At 69.5% G+C, this 21,238-nt stretch carries 23 protein-coding genes and 3 pseudogenes; 11 read left to right on the plus strand and 15 right to left on the minus strand.

What is annotated here, in order from left to right:
- Window positions 1-3: 3 nt before the first annotated feature.
- Both ACIBVN_RS17970 and ACIBVN_RS17975 read right to left on the minus strand, forming a co-directional pair.
- Window positions 4-1,626 (minus strand): CocE/NonD family hydrolase, encoded by a 1,623-nt coding sequence (locus ACIBVN_RS17970; protein WP_397137590.1) that lies wholly within the window; start codon window positions 1,624-1,626, stop codon window positions 4-6.
- The gene (locus tag ACIBVN_RS17975; RefSeq protein WP_397137592.1) at window positions 1,623-2,201 is read right to left on the minus strand and encodes a TetR/AcrR family transcriptional regulator; all 579 of its coding nucleotides are present in this window, start codon (window positions 2,199-2,201) and stop codon (window positions 1,623-1,625) included. Before ACIBVN_RS17975 ends, ACIBVN_RS17970 begins: the two co-directional genes overlap by 4 nt.
- Before the next feature lie 74 nt (window positions 2,202-2,275).
- Here ACIBVN_RS17975 and ACIBVN_RS17980 point away from each other — a divergent pair, with 74 nt between their 5' ends.
- Complete coding sequence (locus tag ACIBVN_RS17980) at window positions 2,276-3,808, plus strand: carboxylesterase/lipase family protein (protein WP_397137594.1); 1,533 nt, start codon at window positions 2,276-2,278, stop codon at window positions 3,806-3,808.
- Window positions 3,809-3,978: 170 nt separating this feature from the next.
- Here ACIBVN_RS17980 and ACIBVN_RS17985 read toward each other — a convergent pair whose 3' ends face one another.
- Window positions 3,979-4,197 (minus strand): ricin-type beta-trefoil lectin domain protein, encoded by a 219-nt coding sequence (locus ACIBVN_RS17985; RefSeq protein ID WP_397137596.1) that lies wholly within the window; start codon window positions 4,195-4,197, stop codon window positions 3,979-3,981.
- Here ACIBVN_RS17985 and ACIBVN_RS17990 point away from each other — a divergent pair.
- Window positions 4,196-4,633, plus strand: coding sequence for a DNA-binding protein (locus tag ACIBVN_RS17990; protein ID WP_397137598.1), 438 nt, complete (start codon window positions 4,196-4,198; stop codon window positions 4,631-4,633). The two genes, ACIBVN_RS17985 and ACIBVN_RS17990, sit on opposite strands and share 2 nt — an antisense overlap.
- A gap of 78 nt (window positions 4,634-4,711) precedes the next feature.
- Here the strand turns inward: ACIBVN_RS17990 and ACIBVN_RS17995 are convergent, their stop codons facing one another.
- Window positions 4,712-5,551: an alpha/beta fold hydrolase gene (locus ACIBVN_RS17995; RefSeq protein WP_397137600.1), complete on the minus strand. Its 840-nt coding sequence runs from the start codon at window positions 5,549-5,551 to the stop codon at window positions 4,712-4,714.
- A 68-nt stretch (window positions 5,552-5,619) separates the two neighbouring features.
- On the opposite strand from ACIBVN_RS17995, the gene ACIBVN_RS18000 reads away from it, so the two are divergent.
- Both ACIBVN_RS18000 and ACIBVN_RS18005 read left to right on the plus strand, forming a co-directional pair.
- The gene (locus tag ACIBVN_RS18000; RefSeq protein WP_397137602.1) at window positions 5,620-6,591 is read left to right on the plus strand and encodes a DUF5937 family protein; all 972 of its coding nucleotides are present in this window, start codon (window positions 5,620-5,622) and stop codon (window positions 6,589-6,591) included.
- A gap of 361 nt (window positions 6,592-6,952) precedes the next feature.
- The gene (locus tag ACIBVN_RS18005) at window positions 6,953-7,783 is read left to right on the plus strand and encodes an alpha/beta hydrolase family protein (protein ID WP_397137604.1); all 831 of its coding nucleotides are present in this window, start codon (window positions 6,953-6,955) and stop codon (window positions 7,781-7,783) included.
- A gap of 274 nt (window positions 7,784-8,057) precedes the next feature.
- Here the strand turns inward: ACIBVN_RS18005 and ACIBVN_RS18010 are convergent, their stop codons facing one another.
- The 3 genes and pseudogenes from ACIBVN_RS18010 to ACIBVN_RS18020 all read right to left on the minus strand — a co-directional run bounded on the left by ACIBVN_RS18010 (window position 8,058) and on the right by ACIBVN_RS18020 (window position 9,667).
- Window positions 8,058-8,924: an alpha/beta fold hydrolase gene (locus ACIBVN_RS18010; RefSeq protein ID WP_397137606.1), complete on the minus strand. Its 867-nt coding sequence runs from the start codon at window positions 8,922-8,924 to the stop codon at window positions 8,058-8,060.
- Window positions 8,925-9,253: 329 nt separating this feature from the next.
- Window positions 9,254-9,349 (minus strand): annotated as a pseudogene (locus tag ACIBVN_RS18015) (IS5/IS1182 family transposase); the annotation flags it as partial.
- A 138-nt stretch (window positions 9,350-9,487) separates the two neighbouring features.
- Window positions 9,488-9,667, minus strand: coding sequence for an HIT family protein (locus tag ACIBVN_RS18020; protein ID WP_397137608.1), 180 nt, complete (start codon window positions 9,665-9,667; stop codon window positions 9,488-9,490).
- 5 nt (window positions 9,668-9,672) lie between these two features.
- On the opposite strand from ACIBVN_RS18020, the gene ACIBVN_RS18025 reads away from it, so the two are divergent.
- Window positions 9,673-10,233: an IS3 family transposase gene (locus ACIBVN_RS18025; RefSeq protein WP_397137610.1), complete on the plus strand. Its 561-nt coding sequence runs from the start codon at window positions 9,673-9,675 to the stop codon at window positions 10,231-10,233.
- A gap of 397 nt (window positions 10,234-10,630) precedes the next feature.
- Here the strand turns inward: ACIBVN_RS18025 and ACIBVN_RS18030 are convergent.
- Together ACIBVN_RS18030 and ACIBVN_RS18035 are read right to left on the minus strand one after the other, a co-directional pair.
- Window positions 10,631-10,822: pseudogene (locus ACIBVN_RS18030) on the minus strand (helix-turn-helix domain-containing protein); the annotation flags it as partial.
- 30 nt (window positions 10,823-10,852) lie between these two features.
- Window positions 10,853-11,251, minus strand: coding sequence for a VOC family protein (locus ACIBVN_RS18035; RefSeq protein WP_397137612.1), 399 nt, complete (start codon window positions 11,249-11,251; stop codon window positions 10,853-10,855).
- A gap of 93 nt (window positions 11,252-11,344) precedes the next feature.
- Here ACIBVN_RS18035 and ACIBVN_RS18040 point away from each other — a divergent pair, with 93 nt between their 5' ends.
- On the plus strand, window positions 11,345-12,334 hold the full coding sequence (locus ACIBVN_RS18040; RefSeq protein WP_397137614.1) for a helix-turn-helix transcriptional regulator: 990 nt from the start codon (window positions 11,345-11,347) through the stop codon (window positions 12,332-12,334).
- Window positions 12,335-12,638: 304 nt separating this feature from the next.
- On the opposite strand, the gene ACIBVN_RS18045 is transcribed toward ACIBVN_RS18040, so the two are convergent.
- Entirely contained in the window at window positions 12,639-13,793 is a 1,155-nt protein-coding gene (locus tag ACIBVN_RS18045; protein ID WP_397137616.1) for a DUF5685 family protein, read from the minus strand.
- Between the two features lie 618 nt (window positions 13,794-14,411).
- Between ACIBVN_RS18045 and ACIBVN_RS18050 the strand changes: the two genes are divergently transcribed.
- On the plus strand, window positions 14,412-14,717 hold the full coding sequence (locus ACIBVN_RS18050; protein ID WP_397137618.1) for a hypothetical protein: 306 nt from the start codon (window positions 14,412-14,414) through the stop codon (window positions 14,715-14,717).
- A 147-nt stretch (window positions 14,718-14,864) separates the two neighbouring features.
- Window positions 14,865-15,017 carry a hypothetical protein gene (locus tag ACIBVN_RS18055; protein WP_397137620.1) on the plus strand — a complete coding sequence of 51 codons (153 nt, stop codon included), beginning with the start codon at window positions 14,865-14,867 and terminating at the stop codon, window positions 15,015-15,017.
- An 8-nt stretch (window positions 15,018-15,025) separates the two neighbouring features.
- On the opposite strand, the gene ACIBVN_RS18060 is transcribed toward ACIBVN_RS18055, so the two are convergent.
- Complete coding sequence (locus ACIBVN_RS18060; RefSeq protein WP_397137622.1) at window positions 15,026-15,670, minus strand: class I SAM-dependent methyltransferase; 645 nt, start codon at window positions 15,668-15,670, stop codon at window positions 15,026-15,028.
- A gap of 114 nt (window positions 15,671-15,784) precedes the next feature.
- Between ACIBVN_RS18060 and ACIBVN_RS18065 the strand changes: the two genes are divergently transcribed.
- Entirely contained in the window at window positions 15,785-16,342 is a 558-nt protein-coding gene (locus ACIBVN_RS18065) for a TetR/AcrR family transcriptional regulator (RefSeq protein ID WP_397137624.1), read from the plus strand.
- Here ACIBVN_RS18065 and ACIBVN_RS18070 read toward each other — a convergent pair.
- The 4 genes from ACIBVN_RS18070 to ACIBVN_RS18085 form a co-directional block, all read right to left on the minus strand.
- Window positions 16,333-17,460 carry an MFS transporter gene (locus tag ACIBVN_RS18070; RefSeq protein ID WP_397137626.1) on the minus strand — a complete coding sequence of 376 codons (1,128 nt, stop codon included), beginning with the start codon at window positions 17,458-17,460 and terminating at the stop codon, window positions 16,333-16,335. The genes ACIBVN_RS18065 and ACIBVN_RS18070 overlap by 10 nt on opposite strands.
- Window positions 17,461-17,697: 237 nt before the next feature.
- On the minus strand, window positions 17,698-18,303 hold the full coding sequence (locus ACIBVN_RS18075) for a cadmium resistance transporter (RefSeq protein ID WP_397137628.1): 606 nt from the start codon (window positions 18,301-18,303) through the stop codon (window positions 17,698-17,700).
- A 257-nt stretch (window positions 18,304-18,560) separates the two neighbouring features.
- Entirely contained in the window at window positions 18,561-19,685 is a 1,125-nt protein-coding gene (locus tag ACIBVN_RS18080; protein ID WP_397137842.1) for an IS5 family transposase, read from the minus strand.
- A gap of 457 nt (window positions 19,686-20,142) precedes the next feature.
- A complete protein-coding gene (locus ACIBVN_RS18085; RefSeq protein WP_397137630.1) occupies window positions 20,143-20,400 on the minus strand; it encodes a hypothetical protein in 258 nt (85 codons plus the stop codon).
- Window positions 20,401-20,444: 44 nt separating this feature from the next.
- Here ACIBVN_RS18085 and ACIBVN_RS18090 point away from each other — a divergent pair, with 44 nt between their 5' ends.
- Window positions 20,445-20,648, plus strand: a complete 204-nt coding sequence (locus ACIBVN_RS18090) for a hypothetical protein (RefSeq protein ID WP_397137632.1) — start codon at window positions 20,445-20,447, stop codon at window positions 20,646-20,648.
- Window positions 20,627-21,187 (plus strand): annotated as a pseudogene (locus tag ACIBVN_RS18095) (phosphotransferase); the annotation flags it as partial. The gene ACIBVN_RS18090 and the pseudogene ACIBVN_RS18095, both read left to right, overlap by 22 nt.
- Between the last annotated feature and the right edge of the window lie 51 nt (window positions 21,188-21,238).

A 21,238-nucleotide genomic window follows, 5' to 3' on the forward strand; every position in this document is an offset into this window, starting at 1 on the left:
GGGTCAGTTCCGGCGGATGGGGATGAGCACGGCGGACGGGTGCCGCGGGTCATGGAAGACCTGCTGGTCGGCGGTGCGAAGGGTGGCAGCGGTGGCCCGGGGCTCGCCGGTGCCGGGGTTGCGGTTGTAGCGGGGGAAGGCGCCGCTGGAGACCTGGACGCGGATGCGGTGGCCACGCTTGAACCGGTACGCGGTCGGCCACAGGGTCACCGTGGCGGGGGTGATCTCGTCGGCGCCGGTGAGACTGATCAGGCCGTCGCACACGTTGAACGAGCGGCCGCCGGCATCGACGTCGCACACCCGGACGAACACGTCGGCGTACGGCAGGCTGGAGCGGAAGAAGATCTCGGCGCTCACCTCACCGATGACCTCGACGTCCTGCTCCAGTACGGGCGTCGTGTAGGTGAGGACGTCGGGCCGGGCCTCAAGGGCGGCGTTGTCGACGCGGCCGGCTTTCTCGCCGAAGGCCATGCGGACACCGCCGAGGGCGGGGGTGGGGTCGGCGGGGTCGTAGCGGTAGCCGTCCGGGGACGAGTCGGCGGGCGCTTCGGCGGAGAGGACGCCGCCCGGCTGGAGGTGGAGGCGCTGGGGCTCGTATCCCGGCGGCGGCCAGGACGGGAAGTCGTGCCACCTCTCCTCGCCCATGACGAACAGGCGTACCGGGGCGCGCTCGGCCGGTTCCTCGCCCCGGGCCAGGGCCAGGCCGAAGTCGAGGGCCTCGGCGGCGGCCGTCTGCCCGACGCCCATGGAGATGTGGACCCAGGGGCCGACGGTGAGGCGGACGAGAGAGCGGCCGGCGTCCTGAAGGGCCCGGTAGTCACGGAGCTGGCCGGGCAGGAAGATGTCGTACCAGCCGCCGACGCTGCTCACCGGCACCTGGATGCCGGCGACCCGGTGGCGGTGGTCGAGATCCTGCCAGAACGGGCTGCCGGCGTCGTGGGCGAGGATGTGCTGAATGTAGTCGGAGCGGTGGCCCACGGCGGCGGTGTCGGCCTGGTCCAGCGGCAGCGTGCGCAGGGCGCGCTGGACCTTCTTCGCCCCCAGCAGCTGGCGCGGCATCGCGAACCGGCGTTCCTGGCCCGCGACCTGGACGCCCCAGACGAACGGGGTCTCCAGCGAGAAGCCGTCCCCGCGGAGGAAGTCCAGGGTGAGCGCCGATTCGGAGACCCCGGGGATCATGGCCTTGACCTGGGGCGGTACGGCGTCGGCGACCGCCCACTGGACGAAGCCGAGATAGCTGGAGCCGTACAGGATCATCGACTCGCCGAACCAGGGCTGCCCGATCACCCAGGCCAGGGTGTCGAGGCCGTCCTCGCGCTCGCGGCGCAGCGGGTCGAAGGGGCCGTCGGAGCCGAAGGTGCCGCGGGTGCTCTGGATCAGCACCTGGAAGCCGCGCTCGGCCAGCGGCCGGGCCATCGGGTCCACGGTCAGCCCGGCCCTGCCGTACGGGGCGCGGATGAGCGCGGTGGGCAGTCCGGCGCCGCCTGTCTTCGGGAACCAGCGGTCGGCCAGCAGCACGGCACCGTCGCGCATCGGGACGCGCAGGTCGCGTTCGACGGTCAGGTCCCTGGTGAGGGGCGGGGGCAGGCGCAGCATGCGCTGGACGAGGTGGCTGTTCAGGTTCATCGGGAGCCGTCTCCTGATCCGCGGGCGAGGGCTGTCGAGAGGCGCACCAGGCGGTCGGCCACTTCCTCGGGATCGAGGGGGTCGTCGGCGTCGATCAGCCAGTCGTTGACGATCGTGCCGGTCCCGCCGGTGATCAGAGCTGTCAGGTCCCGTGCCGTGGTCTCGCCGAGGTCGCCGAACACCTCCCGCAGACGGGTCGTGGTGACGAGCGAGCCGAACAGTTCGTTCAGAGCCCGGGTCATGGGGAAGGCACAGGATCCGGTGAGCATCGCGCGGTAGAAGGGCCGGTGCCGGGCGAAGTGCCGGGCCATCGCCAGCACGCGCGCGCGATGTGGCGCGCCGCCGTCGGCCACCTCGGGCATGAGCTCCCGTTCGACCAGGTCGGCCGCGGCCGCCACGAGCAGCGCGTCACGGTCCCCGAACTGCAGGTACACCAGCTGACGGCTGACGTTCGCGGCGTCGGCGAGGTCGGCGACGGGCAGGGCGGTGGTGCCGCGCTCGGAGACCAGGCGTACGGCCGCGGCCATGAGCGCGGCGCGCGAACGCCGCACTCGGCGGTCTTGTCGATCCTGCACGTTCTCAACCCTAGACATGTGTTAAAAAATGGACAACTGTTAAATCAGTCGACTTAGCGCTGCAAGGAGCCGCCATGACCGCAGTCGAGTCCCGCGAGCCCGAGGTCCGTACCGCCGCCGGCGTGGTGCGCGGCCGTACGGAGGGCGGCCTGGCCGTCTTCCGTGGCATTCCGTACGCCGAACCGCCGATCGGCGAGGCCCGCTTCCAGGCGCCACGGCGCGTGCGCGGCTGGGACGGCGTACGGGAGGCGTACACTTTCGGTCCGCCGACGCCGCAGGACGCGAGCATCGCCGGCCGCAGCGGCGGCGATCTTTTCCTGGGCACGGGTGACGAGTGGCTGACGGTCAACGTCTGGACCCCGGAGCCGGACCCGGCCGCCCGCCGCCCGGTGATGGTGTGGATCCACGGCGGGGCCTACAAGCACGGCTTCTCCGGGAGTCCTGGCTACGACGCCCAGCACATCGCCCGCGACGGCGACGTGGTGTTCGTGTCGCTGAACTACCGCCTCGGCGTCGAGGGCTTCGCCCGCATCGACGGCGCGCCCGCCAACCGGGGCCTGCTCGACCAGGTCGCCGCCCTGGAGTGGGTGCGGGAGAACATCACGGCGTTCGGTGGCGACCCCGGCCAGGTGACCGTCCTCGGTGATTCGGCCGGCGCCGGGTCGATCGCCGCGCTGATGGTCATGCCGAGCGCGGCGGGGCTGTTCCGGCGGGCCGTCGGGCAGAGCCTGCCGGGCACGTTCTTCTCCGATGCCCTGGCCAGGGACGTCGCGACGGCCATCGCGGCCGAGGCGGTCCTGCGTCCGACGGCCGGGGATCTGTCCGGCGTGGATCCGCGGCGACTGCCGGCGGTCGGGCACGCCCTGGAGTCGAAGATGCGGCAGTACGAGGACCGCTGGGGCCGGTTCGCGCACACCCTCACTCCCTTCTCTCCTGTCGTGGACGGCGAGGTGCTGCCCGCCGCGCCCTGGCAGGCACTGGCGAGCGGCGCGGGACGGGACGTGGAGCTGATCATCGGTCACAACCGCGACGAGTACCGCACGTTCCTCCTCTTCGCCGGACAAATCGGCAAGGTCACCGAGGAGCAGGCGGCAGAAGCGCTGCGCCTCTTCGGTCCCGGCGACGACGGCGAGCGGGCCTACCGCGCGGCGTTCCCGGACGCGTCCGCCGAGGAGCTGTACGAACGCGTGCAGAGCGACTGGCTGTTCCGCATGCCGACGCTGCACCTGGCCGAGGCGCAGGCCGCCGGCGGCGGACGGGCGTACCTGTACGAGCTGACCTGGCAGTCCCCGGGCATGGGCGGGGTGCTGGGCGCCTGCCATGGCCTGGACGGCCCGCTGCTGTTCGGCACCTACGACGCCCATCTCGGCCCGGCGACCATCGGCCCCGAGCCCACTGCCGAGGCCCGCGACCTGACGTCCCAGATCCGCACGGCCTGGACGTGCTTCGCGACCTCGGGCGACCCGGGCTGGCCCGCCTACGACTCCCGGCAGCGTCTGACCCGGATCTTCGACACGGTGCCGTCGGTCGCGGCGTACCCCGAGGAGACCTCGCGCCGCCTGTGGCAGGACCACGTCTTTGAGGCGCTTCCCCTGCTGGACGCCTGAGCGGAGGCAGAAAAGCCGCTCGGCCGGCGTCAGGTTCATCCCGGAACGCCGCCCGGTGCCCGCCTCTTGTGAGACGGGCACGGGACTGTCGTTGAACTGCGGCTACTCGGACTGGACAGTTCCGGATCGGGCGGCGATCGCATTCCCGATCCGGAGGCGTGCCCGCCTGATCACCGCCACCATTGCTGGTTCCAGGGACCGCAGTCCCACAGCTGAACTTTGCCGCCGTTGCCGCCGGTGTTCGTGTCCGCATCCAGGCACCGCTGGAAACGCACGTTGTACACGGAGCCATCCTCGCGGAGAACCCACTGCTGCTGCCGTCTTTTAAACATTGTGTTCACAGCATCCAGTTGACATCGGTTCGTGTGCTGCGGCATCGTGAGCTCCATGCCCACGAATGCCGATCACCACCCCGATCCCTTCACCCCGCCGCATCCGGAGCAGGCGCGCGCGCAACGAGTGCACGCGTCCCTGTTCCGGATCGCCGAGCGGCACGCGGCCACCGACGACCAGCGCCGCCGGCAGGCCCATGCGTCGGCCATCGGCCCGCACGAAGCCGTCAGGCTCGTGGCGTTCCTGCTCAGCGGAGCCGCGCGGCTCGATGACGGCGAGCCGGAGGTCGATCAGGCCGACATCACCGCGGCGTTGAGCCTGCTCCCGCTGGTGCGCGGGGAGCTGGACGCGCTGGAGGTCGGCCTGCTGGAGATGGCGCGGGGCCGCGGCATGACGTGGCAGGAGATCGCGTTCGGACTCGGGCTCGGCACCGCACAAGCCGCCAGGCAACGCCACGAACGCCTCGCCGACCGCGCCGAAGGCCTGGAGTAGCACGCTGGGGGCAACTGCCTGCGATACACCGAGGAACCCCGCAACAGTCCGCAGCCCGAGACCTGAGCGGGGTGGCGCCTATCGCAAGAACGCCGCGGTGGTGGCCACGAACTGGCTGGCGTCGTCGAGCCAGGGAAAATGTCCGGCTCGGGCCTGAACGACGAGTTCGGGGTTGGGAAACAGCCTGGCGAGCTCGGTCACCGCGGCAGGAGGGGAGTTCAGGTCGACCTCACCGGCGAGCAGCAGCACCGGCGACGTGAAGCGGGTGAGCGCGGCGCGGGTGGCGTCCGGGTCGAAAGCGCCTTCGGCGCCGAAGACGGCCGCGGCCTCGCGGTTCCGCTGCTCGGCTTCGGCGGCCTTGTGAGCCTGAGCCGTCTCGTCCCAGCGGCCGTACCAGAACGGGGCAATGGTCTGGAAAGCGTCGCCGGCGGCCTGGCCGGCCATGATCGCCTCCAGGGCCGCGAACGCTGCCGAGAACCAGGGCTCGTTCTTGCGCCGCTGGGCGGTCTCCCGCCGGACGTCTTCGGTGATCGTGATGCCGACGGCCATGACGCTCGGGGTGATCAGAGCGAGCTTGCTGACGCGTTCCGGATGGCGGGCCGCATAGAGGGTGGCAAGATTCGTACCCCCGGAATGGGCGAGCAGGTCCATCCGGTCGAGTCCAAGGTGCTCTCGCAGTGCTTCCACGTCAGCGACAAGCCGGTCGCAGCGGTACGAGGCGGCATCCTTCGGCACGGCGGACTGGCCGGTGCCCCGCAGGTCCAGCATGATCAGCCGCAGGTGCGCGGACAGGCCTCCGAGGTCGCCAAGGTAGGCGGAAGCCTGCATCGGCCCGCCGGGCAGGCAGACCACAGGGTGGCCGTCGCCGAATACGTGATAGGCGAGCTTGGTGCCGTCGTACGAGGTGAAGGAATCCATGCCCGGGAGTCTGCGGGGCACCGGTGCACCTCGGCTATCGTTTAGCCACAGCTACACGATGAGGGTGGATGGCGGTCGAGATCAGGCTCACCGCGGCTTCGGTTGCCAAGGTGCGATTCGCTGTCTCACCGCTGGGCGAGACGGTGCTGGCGCTGCGGATCCTGCTGGGCGCGGGCGGGCATGCGGTCCATCAGCCCTGGGTGCGCCAATCGCGCCCGCTGCTGGCGGGCGAGCGCGAGCTGCCGCTGCTGCGAGCGCTGATCGCCGGAGGGCTGCCGTCGTTCCTGTTTCCGGTGCCACGGCAGCGGCTGCCTTCGATGGCGGCGGAGCTGGACCTGCTCCGGGCCACGGAAGAGGACTTCTTCCGGCAGGAGTACGGCGCGGTCCTTGGCCTGCCCGCCGAGGATGTTCCCGAGCCCGCGACGGTGCTGCCACGGCTTGCGGAGGCGCTGCGCCGCTGCCACGAGCTGCTGATCGCTCCGCATTGGGGCCGGATGCGCGCGGTGCTGGAGGCCGACATCGGCCGGCGGGCGCTGACTCTGGTGGACGGCGGGGCGCAGGCATTGTTCGCCGAGTTGCACCGGGATATCGCCTGGGACGGCGGCCAGTTGGTGGTGCACGGCCGGCGCATCCCGCACTCCGTCTACACGGTGGACGCCGGCGGGCATGGCCTCGTCCTGCTGCCCAGCGTCTTCAACTGGCCGAACGTGGGCGTCGACAAGTCCCCGGTCACCGCCGCGTCGATCCGCTATCCAGCAATGGGCGTCGGCCTGCTCTGGGAGGCGCCCCCGCCGGCGCTGACGGGCCTGGCGCCGGTGCTGGGCCACACGAGGACGCAGATCCTCGCTGCCTTGGCCGAACCTCTGACGACTGCGGCCCTGGCCTCCCGTCTGGGCATGACCTCGAGCGCGATTTCGCAACACCTGGGTGCGCTGCGCGGGGCGGGTCTGGTGTCGACACAACGCAAGGGTCGCACGGCACTCCACCTGCGCACGGAACGAGCAACCCAGCTGTTGGGCATCGCAGCTCCGAAGAGCTGACACGGCGGCATGGATGAGATGAGGCGGGCCGGCGGTGGATGCACGGCCGGACCTTGAGCGCCCTTGTACGGCAACGGCACGCGGGAGCCCTGCCCCTGGACGACGCCCTCAACGCCCGGTTGTGCCATTGGCGCGGCGTCGGCTCGACTGGGGCCGTAAGTGCGTGCAGGGTGACGTGTTTCGCACGGGGGGTACGCGCTCGTACAGCACCGAGATCACCGCTTCGACGATGGTGGCGCGGGTGCGCCCGGGGCGATGGTCGAGCCTCTGGCGATGGGCATGAACGAGATGGTACCGATCGGTTCGATCAGCTGCTAACGTCATGGATCGTACCGATCAGTTCGATTTTTGGGAGCATTCGATGGCAGACCCGCTTGTCGCCGACCCGCCGCGCGACCCAGACTTCCCGGCCACCACACCCGCGCTGACCTTCGACAGCGCAGGCGCGACCCTGCTGGGAGTGCTGCACGTACCGGCTGGCCGGGGGCCGCATCCGGTCGTGGTGCTCCTGCACGGATTCCCGGGAAACGAGCGCAACTTCGATCTCGCGCAGGTGCTGCGCCGTGCGGGCTACGCGTCATTGGTGTTCCACTATCGCGGCTCGTGGGGGGTCGGCGGTTCGTGGTCATGGGGCCACGTGCTCGAGGACGCGGCGGCAGTCGTGGCCGGGCTGCGTGACCGGGATGTCGCCGCAGCCCACCGGCTCGACCTGCGGCGGGTCGTGCTGATCGGCCACAGCCTCGGAGGCTTCGCCGCGCTGATGACCGCGGCTGCGGATCCGTCCGTCACCGCGGTCGCCTCGGTGGCCGGGTTCGACTTCGGTGCGGTGTCAGCGCTCTGCCGCGCCGAACCGAGCCACCGCGCAACCTACGCCGAGGCGTTCGCCGGTGAGCTGGGCCCCCTTCAAGGCACCAGCGGGCAGGCGCTGGTCGCCGAGATGGAGGCGGCCGGTGAATCGTGGCGGCTCGCCGGGCTCGCGCCGCTGCTGGCGCACCGCCCGGTGCTCCTCATCGGCACCAGCCTCGACCCCGTCACCCCCTACGACCTGCATCACGAACCGGTCGTCGCGGCGTATCAGGCGCAGCCCGTCAAACACCTCGAGCACCACGTCTTCCCCACCGACCATGCACTGTCGGACCACCGCGTGACACTGGCACGTACGATCCTGGGCTTCCTCGCGCGGCACGTATGAGGGCGGCGCGCGGTGGCAGGCGCTGTGGCCGGCGTTGGGCACCGCTTCGGCACTGGGGCTCGCGCGGGTTGCGTACGGGCTGGTCATCCCCGCCATACGTGATGGCCAGGGCTGGAGCCTGGCCGAAGCCGGAGTGATGAGCGCCGCCAACGGCTCGGCTACCTCCTCGGCGCGCTGGTGACGCCCGTCGTCCAGCGCAGCGGCAGCTGAGCCAGGCACAACAGGTCAAGGCCGACGCCTGCACCGCGGCGAGCGCCCCGGGATCGTTGACCCGTCAGCCGGCCCTTCGGGTCTGCCTCTCCACTGCAGCGCGGAGCGCCGCACCGAACTCGTCTGGTGCTTCCAGCCATGGATGGTGTCCCGCGTTCGGGATGATGATGGCCTCGCAGTTGAGACGTGTTGCGAGACGTCGTAGGGCATCAGCAGGGCGGCTGTCGCCGCCCCCGCCGATGATCACTGCGCCGGGCGGCAGGTGCTCGCGAAGTTCGTCCACGTGTGATTCGAGCGGGTCGGCTTTCTTCGCCGCGTTGATCTGGGTGTTCATCACGTAATTGATGGGCCGCAGCGTACGGGCTGATGCCAGCGCCCAATCCCATGCCCGAGTTCGGTCGGCGTGGTCAGTAAGCCACGACAGCGTGAGGTACTCGATCTCCTCGGCGTCTGTGCGCGATTCGATCGCGTCGAGCTCATCGAGCCTCGCCTGCTGCTCGTCAGTGCGTCGTGCTCGCTGTGCTGCTTGGTCGGCTTCCCGCCATGGATCCAGGAAGGGCCCGGCGATCTGAATCAGCCCGGCCACGCGCTTGGGATGGGCCAGCAGGAAGTAGCTGGCCATATTGGTTCCGAACGAATGCCCCAACAGAACAACCTGGTCGTGTCGCCACGCATCGAGCAACAACGCCAAGTCGTGAACGTGGCGGGCGATCGTGTGCTCTCCCTCCCAGGACGATCCGCCGGTGCCGCGCTGGTCGTAGCGGTGAACCAGGCACAGGTCATCAATGATGTCGGCGACCGGGGCGAGATAGTCGGGGACTCCTGGACCGCCGTGCACCATGACCACGGGAAATCTCTGCGGAATCACCGAGCCCGCGGTCCAGGTACGTAGCTGTGCACCGTCATCCAACTCGATCATGGTCGCGGTCATGGGCGTGAGTGTAATGCGGTCGGGTCCGATGAATCGTTCGCCGAGGTTTCACCGTGTTGCTGACCGGGTTGTTCATGGTGCGGGTCGGTCGTTTCGGGGCGGGGCGATTCTTGGATCTGTCCCGCGCCTCGGGTCGGGGGTGCAGATCGGTGTCGGTTCGGGTGCGGCGGGCGCGCCGGGCGTCCCCGGTGGGCTTGCGCGTGCGGCGGGCGCGGGCCACGTTGCCCTCCACGACCTTGCCGATGGCGCGGGCGCCGGCGGCGCGGTGGGTGCGGGTGGCGTTCTGGCCGAGCAGACCGCGGGCGAGGAAGCGTTCGGCCGCGGCCCGTCAGGTAGCGGCTGGCCAGTGTGTCGAACCGGGTGGCGATGGCGCGCCATTGCTTGAGCTTGCCGATGCAGCGTTCGACCAGGTTGCGCTGCTTGTAGGTCAGGGCGTCGAAGGCGTACGGCGAAGTCAGCGTCAGCGCTGACACGCCGCCCGTAGTGCCGAGTCAGCGCCAGTCGGCCGCCGCTGAGTTGAGCGCTGAAGCCCGATCAGGCGTCCAGTCGGGCCTGGAAGGCCCTCAGCGACCTGCGATGACCCGCTCCAAGATCTGCTCCAGTTCGCAGGACGCGGCCAGCGGGGAGTTCCACGTCATACGCAGGTCGTCGCCGTGCCAGCGCGGGACCACATGCACGTGGTAGTGGAAGACGTCCTGGCCGGCGGCTTTCCCCGGCCCAGGTACGAGCGTTTCGGCCGACAAGCACCATGCAAGGCAACTTTCGCGGCATCCCCGACCTGGTCGGCCGCGACTTCACCGCCGCCCGGCCGGGCATCAAGCTGGTCGGCGACATCACCTACATCCGCACCTGGGAGGGATTTCTCTATCTGGCCACCGTGATCGACTGTCACAGCAAGGCGGTCCTCGGCTGGTCCACGGCCGACCACTACCGCACTGACCTGATCAAGGACGCGATTCGGATGGCCACCGGCACCGGCCTGCTCCAGCCCGGCGCTGTGTTCCACACTGATCGCGGCTCGAACTACACCTCTGATGAGTTCGGCCGCTTCCTGAGCGGCCTGGGCATCCGCCGCTCGGTCGGCCGCAACGGGGTCTGCTACGACAACGCGATGGCCGAGTCGTTCTTTTCCGCGCTCAAGACGGAATGGCTGCACCGCTTCGTCTTCACCACCCGAGCCAAGGCAAGACGGCAGGTCATCCGCTATATCGAAGGGTTCTACAACCGCCGGCGCCTGCACTCCGCGCTCGGCTACCGGCCACCCCTGGAAGTTCTCAACGAGTCCCTTTCAACCCAAACAGCCGCATAGGCTACGCCCATAAGACGGCTGTCCGGAATCACCGTGGCCCCTCAGTGACCTTGGTACTTGGCTTGCACCGTGGCCGAGTCACTTTCGCAACTTTTACCCGAGCTGTCTCGTTACTCAGCACGATGGAGTGAAGATCAGAAGGGGTCGGATGGTGGAGACGGTCCAGATCTGGTGGGAGCTGGTTGCGACTGCCGGATACGACGCTGAGCTGGGGTGCTAGCGGTTCACGGCCGTGGGATTTCAGCCCGACCGCAAGCTGAGCGAAGCGCGATGGCCAACCCCGGCCGATGCGGCGGCCGGAGCCGCCCACGCGCACACGAAGCGGAGCAACGAGGAGGCGGCAGCGGTAATTGCCGCTGTGATGTGACGCCATCCCCCTCTGTCCCCGCTACAGAGTTTGTCCATGCCGCGGCCAGCGGGCGTACCACTTGGCCAGGCAGCGGCGCGATAGCCCGGCCTCGGCAGCGATGTGCGCGATCGGACGTCCGGCGTCGATCCGCAGGCACAACCGCAGACGTCCCTCCGGGGTCAGCGGTGCGTTCCGGTGACCCCTGCTGGTGGCGCTCCCATGGGAGCCCTGGGATCTCAGGGCTCCCGCGTGAGCGGCTGTGCGTGTGCGTCAACGTGCGAACTTTTCGATGGCTGCCGGGGTGACGGGGGTGAAGAAGTTGACGAGGTTGCCGTCGGGGTCGCGGAACAGCAGCGACCGGTTACCCCAGGGCATCGTGGTGGGCTCGGTGACGAAGTCGGTGACGAAGCCGGTCAGGTTCTGGTGAACGCGGTCCACGTCGTCGACGAGGAACTCGGTGATCACGCTGTGGTTGTCCGCCGGGCGGGCAGAGCCCGGGGCGAACAGTGGGACGGTGCGGGTGCCGGCGATCGCGAGGGTGGCGCCCGCGGTCTTGAGTTCGGCGAAGTCCTCGGTGGCCCACATCGCCCGCGCCCCTGTGGCTCGCTCGTAGAACTCGACCAGGCGCGCTACGTCGCTGGTGATGATGCGGATCGAGACGAAGTCCATGGGAATCTCCTTGGCTGTGCTGGAGGCGTGCACGTCGCAGGCTAGGAGAAATAGTGGACAGAATCTGTCCTGTATTCGCGTTAGGCTGCGAACATGCCTCGACCGACCGGCCGCGTGCTGACACTCCTGGAGCTGCTGCAGTCGGGCGGCACCCGGACGGTGGCCGAACTCGCCGACCGGCTCGGCGTCGATGGGCGCACCGTGCGGCGGTATGTGGACCAGCTGATCGACCTGGACGTGCCCGTGGAATCGGTGCGCGGCCGCTACGGCGGGTACCGGCTCGCCCCCGGGTACCGCTTGCCCCCGCTCATGCTCAGCGACGACGAGGCGCTGGCCGTGCTGCTCGGCCTGGTCGCCGGCCGCCGAGCAGGGTTGACGACGACGGAGCACACGGCAAGCGAGACGGCATCGGCGAAGATCCGGCGGGTGCTGCCCAAGCACATCGCCCGTCGGCTCGACACACTCCTGGAAGCTCTCGCCTTCACGGATCAGCCCGGCGAGTTCGACACCCCGGACGCCGAGGTCCTGCTCACCATCGCCGATGCGGTGCGCCACCGCCGACCGGTCTCGATCCGCTACACCGACCGCGACGGACGGCGCAGCGAACGCACGCTGCACGCGTACGGGATCGTCGCCCATTCCGGCCGATGGTACGTCACGGGCCAGGACGCCCAGATCGGCGAGGACCGAACCTTCCGGCTCGATCGCATCGCAGACGCGAGGACCCTGGCCGGCTCATTCGAAGCGCCCGTGGGTCCCGGTCCGGCACAGCGTGTGTTGTCAGCGTTCGCCACGGCCGAGTACCGGCATGAGGTGACCTTGCGGATCCACGGGACGGTTGAGCAGATCCGCGCCCGCCTTCCCGCCAGCGTCGCGAGCCTGGAGGAGTACGCGCCCGTGGCAGGCGAGGATCGGGCAACCGAGCGCTGGCTGCGCGTCGAGCTGCGGGTGGAGCGGCTCGACTGGTTGCCTCCGGTACTCGCCTCACTCGACCGTCCGTTCGTCATCGAGCGCCCCGATGAACTGCACAACCTCGTCATCGCGCTCGCCCAACGCCTCGCGTCCTACGCCCGCCAAGCCTGACAGCGAGGAATCAATGTCATGAGCTGGCGCACCCTAGCCCACGCTGCTGTCGGGTAGGTGAGCGACTGCAGTGCCTAGGCGGTGCTGGCAGGCCATGTCGTTCCTCGTATGCCTCTCGCTTTTTGTCCGGCCGTCTACGGCGATCACCGGTGTCCTACGGCCACTTACGGCCAAGTTTCAGAGCATGACTCCGTCCCGATCCAGCCCGGCACGGTGATCCATCCAGGTCCCGGCGGGTTGGGAAGAGCATGGTGATCATGCCGGGCTTATCACCCGGACTCTGCTGACGTGACTCCCACGGCGGTCAGTCGCAGCCGCAGCCGTCACAGCAACAGCCGTCCTCGCCCGGGCACCAGGAGCAGCAGTTGCCGCAGCAGTCGTAGCCGGAGCAGTCGAAGCGCTCGCAGAAGGAGCCCTCGCGGTCCTCGTCCCAGGCGGGCCGGTACAGGCCGCACGTGCAGCAGGTCAGCGCGGCGCACGCCAGCGACAGCAGCCCGCCGGGATCCCGCTTCGGTGGCCGTCCTCCCGGCGGCGCGCCGGGATCGCCGGGCGCGGGTCCGGGCGGGTGGCTGGTGCCGTAGGTTCCGGCGGTGGCGAAGGCTCGGGAGACGGCGCTGCCGGTCTCCCGCACCAGCAGGGCGCGCGTCAGGCCGGGGCGGGGCAGGTCCAGCTCGTCCACGGCGGCGCGCAGATCGGCGTGCGCGGTGTCGCAGTGGCGGCGCGCCTCGCCCAGGCCGGTGCCGGTGGCGGCCAGCGGGTTGTACGCCCCGGACGCCTGGTCGTCGGCCAGGTCCTCCACCGCGTCGATCAGGTGTGCCAGCTTCCCGAATCCGCGACCGGCCGCCTCCAGAGCCTCCCGGTTGTGCGGCTTCCCCGCGAGCACCGCGGTGTGCGCGAACGCGGCGGCGACGGCGTCCTCGGTGGGCCCCGTCAACTCTCGTAACCCGGGCGCCGTGCTGCTCCCGGGGGGTTCCTGGGCGGGGGCGCGTTCCAGGAGGGCCTGGCGGTCGGCCGCCGCCGTCAGCGGGGTGGGGTCGAACCCCAGCGTGCCGGCCATGGCCGTGCCGGCCGAGAACCAGCGGCCCGCCAGGCGGGTGGCGCCGGCGGCCACCGGGCGGTGGGCGTACACGCCGTCCCCGTCCGCCACGTGGTCGCGCACCTTGCCGGCCGCCAGGAGCAGCGACACCGAGGCCGCCAGCCGTACCCCCTCGGACTCCACTACGTCGGCGCCCTTGAAGCCGCGTAGCGCACACGGGCCCGCCCGCCGGCGCGACGCGGACGTGGACGACTGGGCCTCGGTGAGGACGGACGCGAGCAGGCCGTCGTAGTTGGTCACCAAGCGGGACAGGTGTCCATGCTCGTCGCGGAGCGCCAGGCAGAGCCCGCACAGGTGACCCATCCAGTCCGCATAGAGCCCCTTGCACATGACGTGCCGACACGGGCGGACAATGCCGAACATACGTCCCCTTATATGCGTATTGGAGAGCCAACCGTAGCACCAGGCCGCCGGAAGATACCGCCGCGGCGAACGGATCTCCAGGAAGGAGGCGGTGTCCTCACCGACCGGCCTGGAGCACTGCGCTTGCCCGACCTAATAGGTCCAAAATCGTTGGACCAGGTACCCACATGGCCATCGTTTGCCGTGATCCGATCCGGCTCGGTGCGCAGCAGTGCCGCTTGTCTGACCACCACCCGCGAGCAACTGCAGAAGCCGTTAGAAGCTCAGAACGGATGGGCAGCGGCAAGTCGTTACGTCTGGGCCCGCACCTGAACAACTTGGGGTCATCCACGGAGCAGATACACCCTGTGTCGACCTGGTGCAGGCTCGACGCGAGGGCGCCGAGCTCGTCGTGGCGGTCGGCGTGGTGTTGTCGCGCGACTGCGTCATCGCGGTGCGGCCCGACGGGCACCGCGTCCTTCCGGTTCACCGACTTCGACCGCATCTTGCTGGAACCGGGCGAGTATGGATGCACGCCGAACCTCGACCTGTAACCCCATGACAACCCACTGACGATCCCCGCACCGCCACGGCCAGCCGTGGCGGTGCGGGGCCCACACGGGCTGGTACAAATGTGGCATGAGCGGATCCGTCGGGTATCCCCCGCAGCCTAACGTGCCGTCGGCCCGGCGTGTCTACAGTCGGACGTATCGTGTGTGGGCCCGCGGGCTCCTGTGGACGCCGATCGCGCTCACGGTGGCCGGTGTCGTCCTCGGCCTGGGGCTCTTCGCGGCCGCTGACGCCGACCCGACGTACAATTCGTCCGCGCTCGGCTATCTCGGCCTCGTTGTGTGGGGCGCCCTCGCGGTCCTGTCGCCAGTCCTGCTCGGGTCGTTCATCGCCGGGCTGGTCATGCTGAACCGCACGCGCAGCACTCGAATGTGACAGGCGGCAGCCCATCGTTGTCGTTCTGCCTCCGCTTGACGCTGTAGAAGTCCGCGATCCAGGTCGCGATCTTCAGCCGGGCCTCCGCCCGAGTACAACGCCGGCTCCGGAGACGTGGACGTGGCGCCTCCCACCAGGACGGTTGCCATGATGGCCACGATCGAGCAACCACCCAACAACGCACCCGCCACGAGCAGCACTATCAGCAGAGGTGACACCCGCCTTCCACGCCTGCTCCTGCCGGCGATCGCCCTGACCGTGGTCATCATGCCGTTGAGCCTGTTCCTCCTGCCCATGTGACCCCGGTGTCATGGCCGCGTGGCGCGTACGTAGTAGAGCAGGTACGGCAGGTCGCCTTCGGACTCCACATGGAAACCGGCGTCGGGGATCAGGGGGCCGAGCAGGTCGCGCGGATCGTGTCGCATGGCGGGCCCGGACAGCGCGCCGATGAGGTGCCTGGCCAGGTGGTTGGCCGGTGGGCGGAACTCGGCGATGAGCAGGCGGCCGCCGGGCCGGAGCACCCGGGACATCTCGCGCAGCGCGGCCGGCCGTGCGTCGGCAGGGATGTGGTGGACGGCCAGGCTGGAGATCACCAGATCGAACGAGCCGTCGGGGAACGGCAGATCCTGGCCTTCGGCCTGCACGTAGGTGCAGCTTCCTGAAGCATGCCGGGTGGCGTACTCGATCATCGCGGGGGAGGGGTCGACGCCGGTGACGTGGCCGGTGGGCGTGACGACGGGGGCGAGGATGCGGCTGAGGTAGCCGGTGCCGCAGCCGACGTCCAGGATCCGGTCTCCCGCTCGCGGCTTGGCGGCCGTGGCCACGCGGGTGAAGGCGGCGCGGCGACTACCCGCGAAAGCGATCGAGGCGAAGACCTCGTAAGCGCGCGGACGGTCGATGGTGCCCGCGTCGGCGTGCTCGTCGTGTTTGTGCAGCAGCTTTCCCAACCCCACGGCGTTCCCTCCACTATCGAACAATCTGTTCGGTTATGAACCATGCGTTCGTAATGGAGGACCGTCAACGACCAGATCGGCCGTGGTGTGCGGTACTGAACAGTGGGTGAGGAAGTGTCCGGAGACAGGCGGGTGCGGCGCACGAGGCGGATGGTCCAGGAGGCGCTCGTGGCGCTGATCCTGGAGAAGGGCTACGACGCGGTGACCGTCACCGACATCATCGACCGTGCGGACGTGGGCCGCTCCACGTTCTACTCGCACTTCGTGGACAAGCAGGACGTGCTGTTCAGCAACCTCGACGAGCTGGGCTTCCTCCATCCCGCGCCGCCTGCCCGATCCGGGGAGCTTTTCACGTTCAGCCTGCCCATGTTCGAGCACGTGCGCGAGCGGTGGCCGCTGGTCCAGGCGCTGCTGGGCCGGCGCGGTGGCGTGGGCCTGGTGCACGCGCGCGGCGAGCAGTTGCTGACCGCCGTCGTCAGGGACGAGTTGGTGGCCGCGGGCGCGCGGGTGTCCGTCTCGCTCGATCTGCTGGTCGTGTGTGTGGTCGGCGCGTTCATGGGGCTGCTGCGGGCGTGGGTGGACGGCGAGACCACCGCTTCGCCTTCAGAGCTGGACGCCGCCTTCCGCGCGGCGGTCGAGCCTGGCGTGCGGGCGGTGCTGGGTCAGGAGTAGCTCAGGACGAGGGGCACCGCCAGGAAGGCGAGGGCCGCTGTCCAGAACGCGCCCGCACCCGGGGCGCCCGCGATCGAGCCGAACACGGCCACCAGACCAGGGACCACGGGCTGGGCGACACCCCAGGACGATCCTTGGAAGGCGAACCAGCGCGGCCGTTCGGGCTCCGGAGCGGAATCGGCCACGAGGGCCTGCCAGCGTCCGAGCAGCAACCCGTTGGCGGCCGTGAACGTGAGGTAGGCCGCCACGGTCAGCCACGCCTGATCCGTGAGCGCCATGGCCAGGGCGAGCAGCCCGAGCAGCACGGTGCCGCCGCCGAGCACGATCCCGTGACCGAGGCGCGCGAGGCGACGTCCGGCCACCCACAGCGCGAGCGGGCTGAGCACCGCCGCCCCGGCGAGCGTGAGCCCGGGTGCCCAGGCAGGAGCGCCACGTTCGAGCAGGGCCAAGGGGATGAACACCATCACTGCCAGATAGCCCATCGCGAACGCGGTGCTGGCCAGGGTCAGCCGGAGCAAGGGGAGAGAAGGGCGCCAGCGCCGTCTCGGCGTGACGGCTCGTTCCTCGCCACGGGGCAGGAAGGCCACGGCGATTCCGGCGGCCGCCAAGCAGGTGATCGCATCCGCGATCACCAGCCAGTGCACGCCCAAGGGAAGCAGAACCGCGGCGAGCAGACCCGCCACCGCCCCGGACGCCGACAGGCAGACCCCCAACAGGGTGTACACCTCTTGCCGCCGCGCTCCTGTGGCGACCCGGGCGAGAAGCTCTTGGGTGGCGGGCTCGTACAGCTCAAACGCCAGGCCCACCAGGACGACCGCGCCCAGAACCTCCGACGGAGTCCGGGCGGACGCGAGGGCCAGCAGCGACAATCCGGTCAGCCCCAGGCCGAGGGCCAGCACGGTCCGCGGTGACAGCCGGTCCAGCAGGAACGCCCCGGCCCAGCGCGAGATGAGGGCGGCGATCCCGAAGCTCCCCAGCGCGGCGGGCGCTAGCTCCGGGCCGGTGAGCACCGCGAGGAAGGCCAGGGCGTAGGAGCCCAACTGGTTGAGCACTCGTATCCACAGCAGCGTTCGCGCCGCCGCCGGAATCGACCCCTTGTGCCCCGTCCCCGTGAACATCGATGCAGGCTAGCTGGCGCCTCCGACAAGCCGGCAAGTCCGCCGCTGTCAAGGCGATGCCGCTTCGGCGTGCCGCGCCGCCGGACAAGGCGAGCAGACCGGGGCCACGGGTGCCAGATCGTTCGTCCGGTAGGGACCGTGACACCCTGGCCCTGATCTGCTCGGGCTTGCCCTGGGCGACGGCGACGGGCCATTAGGCAAGGAAGATGGGTCATTGATTGCGGTGAGGCCGGTTGATCAGAAGATCCTTCCGAGGACACCGGATTCGATGACGATGAGAGCGCCAATGCCCATGAAAACCCCGGGGACGATCCACTGTCCGTAGCGCTCGATGATCTCGATGACTCTTCTGTGGGAGCCGAGCCATGATCCGGCCAGGCACCATACGGCGACCCCGATGGCGAAGACGCCGATGGTGACGGCGGTAGGCGCAGTACCGATGGTGCGGAAGACCGGGGTGTAGACGGAGATGTTGTCAGCGCCGTTGGCGATCGTGACTCCGGCCACCGAGATCAGGCCGGAGGCTACGGCAGGAGAGTGGTTCTCGCCGTTGTTCCTGGCTCGGAGGGCTGAGACGAGGCTGCGGACACCGAGCGCGAAGGGGATCAGGCCGAGCAGGCCGACCCACTCGTCGGGAACGATCGTCAGACTAAGGGCGGCGATCACGGACACGACGACCAGTACGGCGATCCCGGCGTACTGCCCAGCCCAGATGTGCGGCGCCTTCGGGCTTCCGGTGGCACGGGATGACAGGAATAGCACGGTGAGCACGATGATGTCGTCCACGTTGGTGCCAACGAACATGCCGGCGGCGGTGAGCACGGTCCCTACGATGGCATCCACGGCGAGGAATCTACCGGTCTGGCCTAGGAAGTGACGCGGCCAGCGAAATGCCGTAGGTACCCGGAGGACGAGCACGAGCGAGGTCGGACGAGCGACGGTGCGGCTTCTTCCACGCGGCGGTGCGGCGCTTGGCCGGCGGGTTCGGCGGGTTCGGCGGCGGTTGGTACGGCGGCGCGGCGGGCCCGTTACGTACCCGATGGCGTACGCGACTCAACCGCGTTCGCGCATCGCGAGGAAGCAAACGACAGCCGCCACCGTTAAGAGCCTGCCGACAAAGGCTTAAGTGCTGGCGGGCATGGGCCCATAGAGAGCTGGTCCGATCTTGTTGATGTAGCCCTGGTGGGACGATTGCGACAGCTGGACGCGGAAGCTGTTGACGTTCTCGATCTCGAGGATGGCGGCCAGTTCGCTTCCTCGCCAGGCTCGCCACGGCTGAGCGGCCAGGAGTTGCAGGACCTTGCCGCGCCGGTCGGGGCTGGACAAGACCGGCAGCGGTGCCGGGTCACTCCAGCGGCTTGAGGTGGCAGGCCCGCCAGTTCGCGCGTCAGGCGGCGGGTCATCTGATGCACGGTGGCCCACCAGATCATGGCCTCGTGGTGTTCGGGCTTGCGTTCATAGATCCGCACCAGGCGGCGGCAGCGGACCAGCCAGGCGAACGTCCTTTCCACCACCCACCTACGGGGCAGCACCACGAAGCCGCGCAGGTCGTCGCTGCGCTTGACGATCGTGACGGCCAGGCCGAGGACCTGCCGGGCCCAGACCTGCAGCCGTCCGGCGTAGCCGCCGTCGGCCCAGACCAGACGGACGGTCGAGAACTTCTCCCGCAACAGCGCCAGGACCGGGTGCGCGCCGTCACGGTCTTGCACCGACGCAGCGGTGACCATCACGCACAACAGCAGCCCGAGCGTGTCGACCACGACATGCCGCTTTTGCCCCTTCAGCTTCTTGCCCGCGTCGTACCCGCAGGCCGCCGCCCCGACGGTCTCGGCCGCCCGGACCGTCTGGGAGTCCACGCACCCGGCCGTCGGCAGCTCACGGCGCCCGGCCAGGATGCGCAGCCGCCCGCGCAACCGTGCGGCCAGCCGTTCGGGCAGACCACGCCGCGACCAGCGCAGGAAGAACGCATACACCGCCTCATGCGGCGGAAAATCGACCGGCAGGGCCCGCCACTCGATCCCATATCGGGTCACATAGCCGATCGCGTCCAGCACCGCGCGCAGGTCATGCACCATCGGCCTGCCCGCGACCGCAACCAGCTCGGCCATCACGCCCCGTGCCTCCCCCTCCAGCACCGACCACTCGGCATCGGCCAGATCCGACGGGTATGCCGGTTTACGGTCTCGACATGCGCATCCCGGTGAGGCGCAACCGCTGGCGTTCACGGCCGCAGGCGTGTAGACAGACAACTACGGGCTCCTGGCCGCTGAGCTGCTTAGACACCACCTCAGCTACCGGGAGCCCGCTCCTGTTTACGGGTCAACAGCCCAATCATGACCACAGCCCGGCACTCTTCTGACTCGAGCCCCGACACCAAATCCCTTTGTCAGCAGGCTCTAAGAATGCACCCATCGGACTGACCCCCGCGCCGTCGGCTCCCTCCCGAAGTCTCACTCGCTGAGCTGGCCGGCGTAGTCGCGGGCGAACTGCGCGAACGTCCTGTCCGGCCGGCCCCGTCACAGCGGTGTGTGTGGGCGTGGTGTAGTCGCCCTAGCCCGCGTCGTAGGCCCTCAGGTACTCCTGGGTGACCCCAGCTACCGGCTCAAGAACCGGCTCGGGAACATCGAACAAGCCGCTGAGGTCCCTGAACTGGTGCACATATCTCCGTACTCGGTGGAGCACTCAAAGGAGTACGCGGACAGCCATCACGTTCGAGGTCGGAAACCCCCGGTCGATGGCGCGCAAGAAGTTCGAAACGATGGCCAGAGCCGTCGATGAGGGCATCACGACCGTCATCGACAAAGGTCCGGCCCGCAGGCGGTCCGGCACGAGAACAACGGCCTGCTGACGCAGATGATCGCCGATCTGGAGGACCGGCTCGCCGAGTCGGCGACGGGCTGGCCAGGACAGCCTTGCCACCGCGGCGGCGTTGACCAGCATCCGGACGCGCCGCACCCCCGACGACCGGCCGCCAAGAGCCCATCATGACCACGCTCGAACGCATCCTCGCAGAAGCCCTCACGGACATCGTCGTCGGGCTTGATCTGAGCGAAGACGACGCCATCACACCGACGGCCGCCGCGATGGCGGTGCCAGAGCCGGTGATCGCTCTCCTGCAGCGCCTCCTCGAGCCGGACCGGCAAGCCCTCGCCGATCGGAGGCGGCCGCCGCCCTGGCCGCCTTCCTGACCGCTCTTCACCAACCCGCCCCCGAAGGGGTGGACACCGACGGCCAGGGTCGCGGAGGGCCGCTGGCCGGCTCCTCCAAGTGGGTCGCCCAGCAGCTCGCCGAGGCCACTGAGATGGGGCTGATCCCCGACCCGGACGCCGTTCGCGCGGTCTGGGACGACGCCGCCGCCGCGCCCGACTGGGCAGGCCCGCTGCTATGGCTGCACGGCGACCTGCATGCGGCCAACGTCCTCACCGCGGACGGCACCATCTGCGGCGTGATCGACTTCGGCGCCCTGTTCGCCGGCGATCCGGCCGTCGACCTCGCCGCCGCCTGGACTCTGCTGCCGGACGGCACCGCCGACGGCTTCTATGACGCTTACCAGCCGGCCCCGGACGCCGCGACCCTGCGCCGGGCCCGCGGATGGGCCGTGATCCGCGCCCTCGTCGGCATCCTCATCGGCGAAGCCGGCGTCCGCGGCCGCCGAGGCGGCAAGGCCACGTGGGGCCCACCTGCCCACGCCGCACTGCGACGCCTCATCGCAACGGCCCATCGCTGATCGATCGCCTCTCCACACGCTCGAATACCTTCGCGCCGGACCCCACCATGC

The sequence above is a fragment of the Nonomuraea sp. NPDC049400 genome (genome assembly GCF_044466425.1).
Taxonomy (GTDB): domain Bacteria; phylum Actinomycetota; class Actinomycetes; order Streptosporangiales; family Streptosporangiaceae; genus Nonomuraea.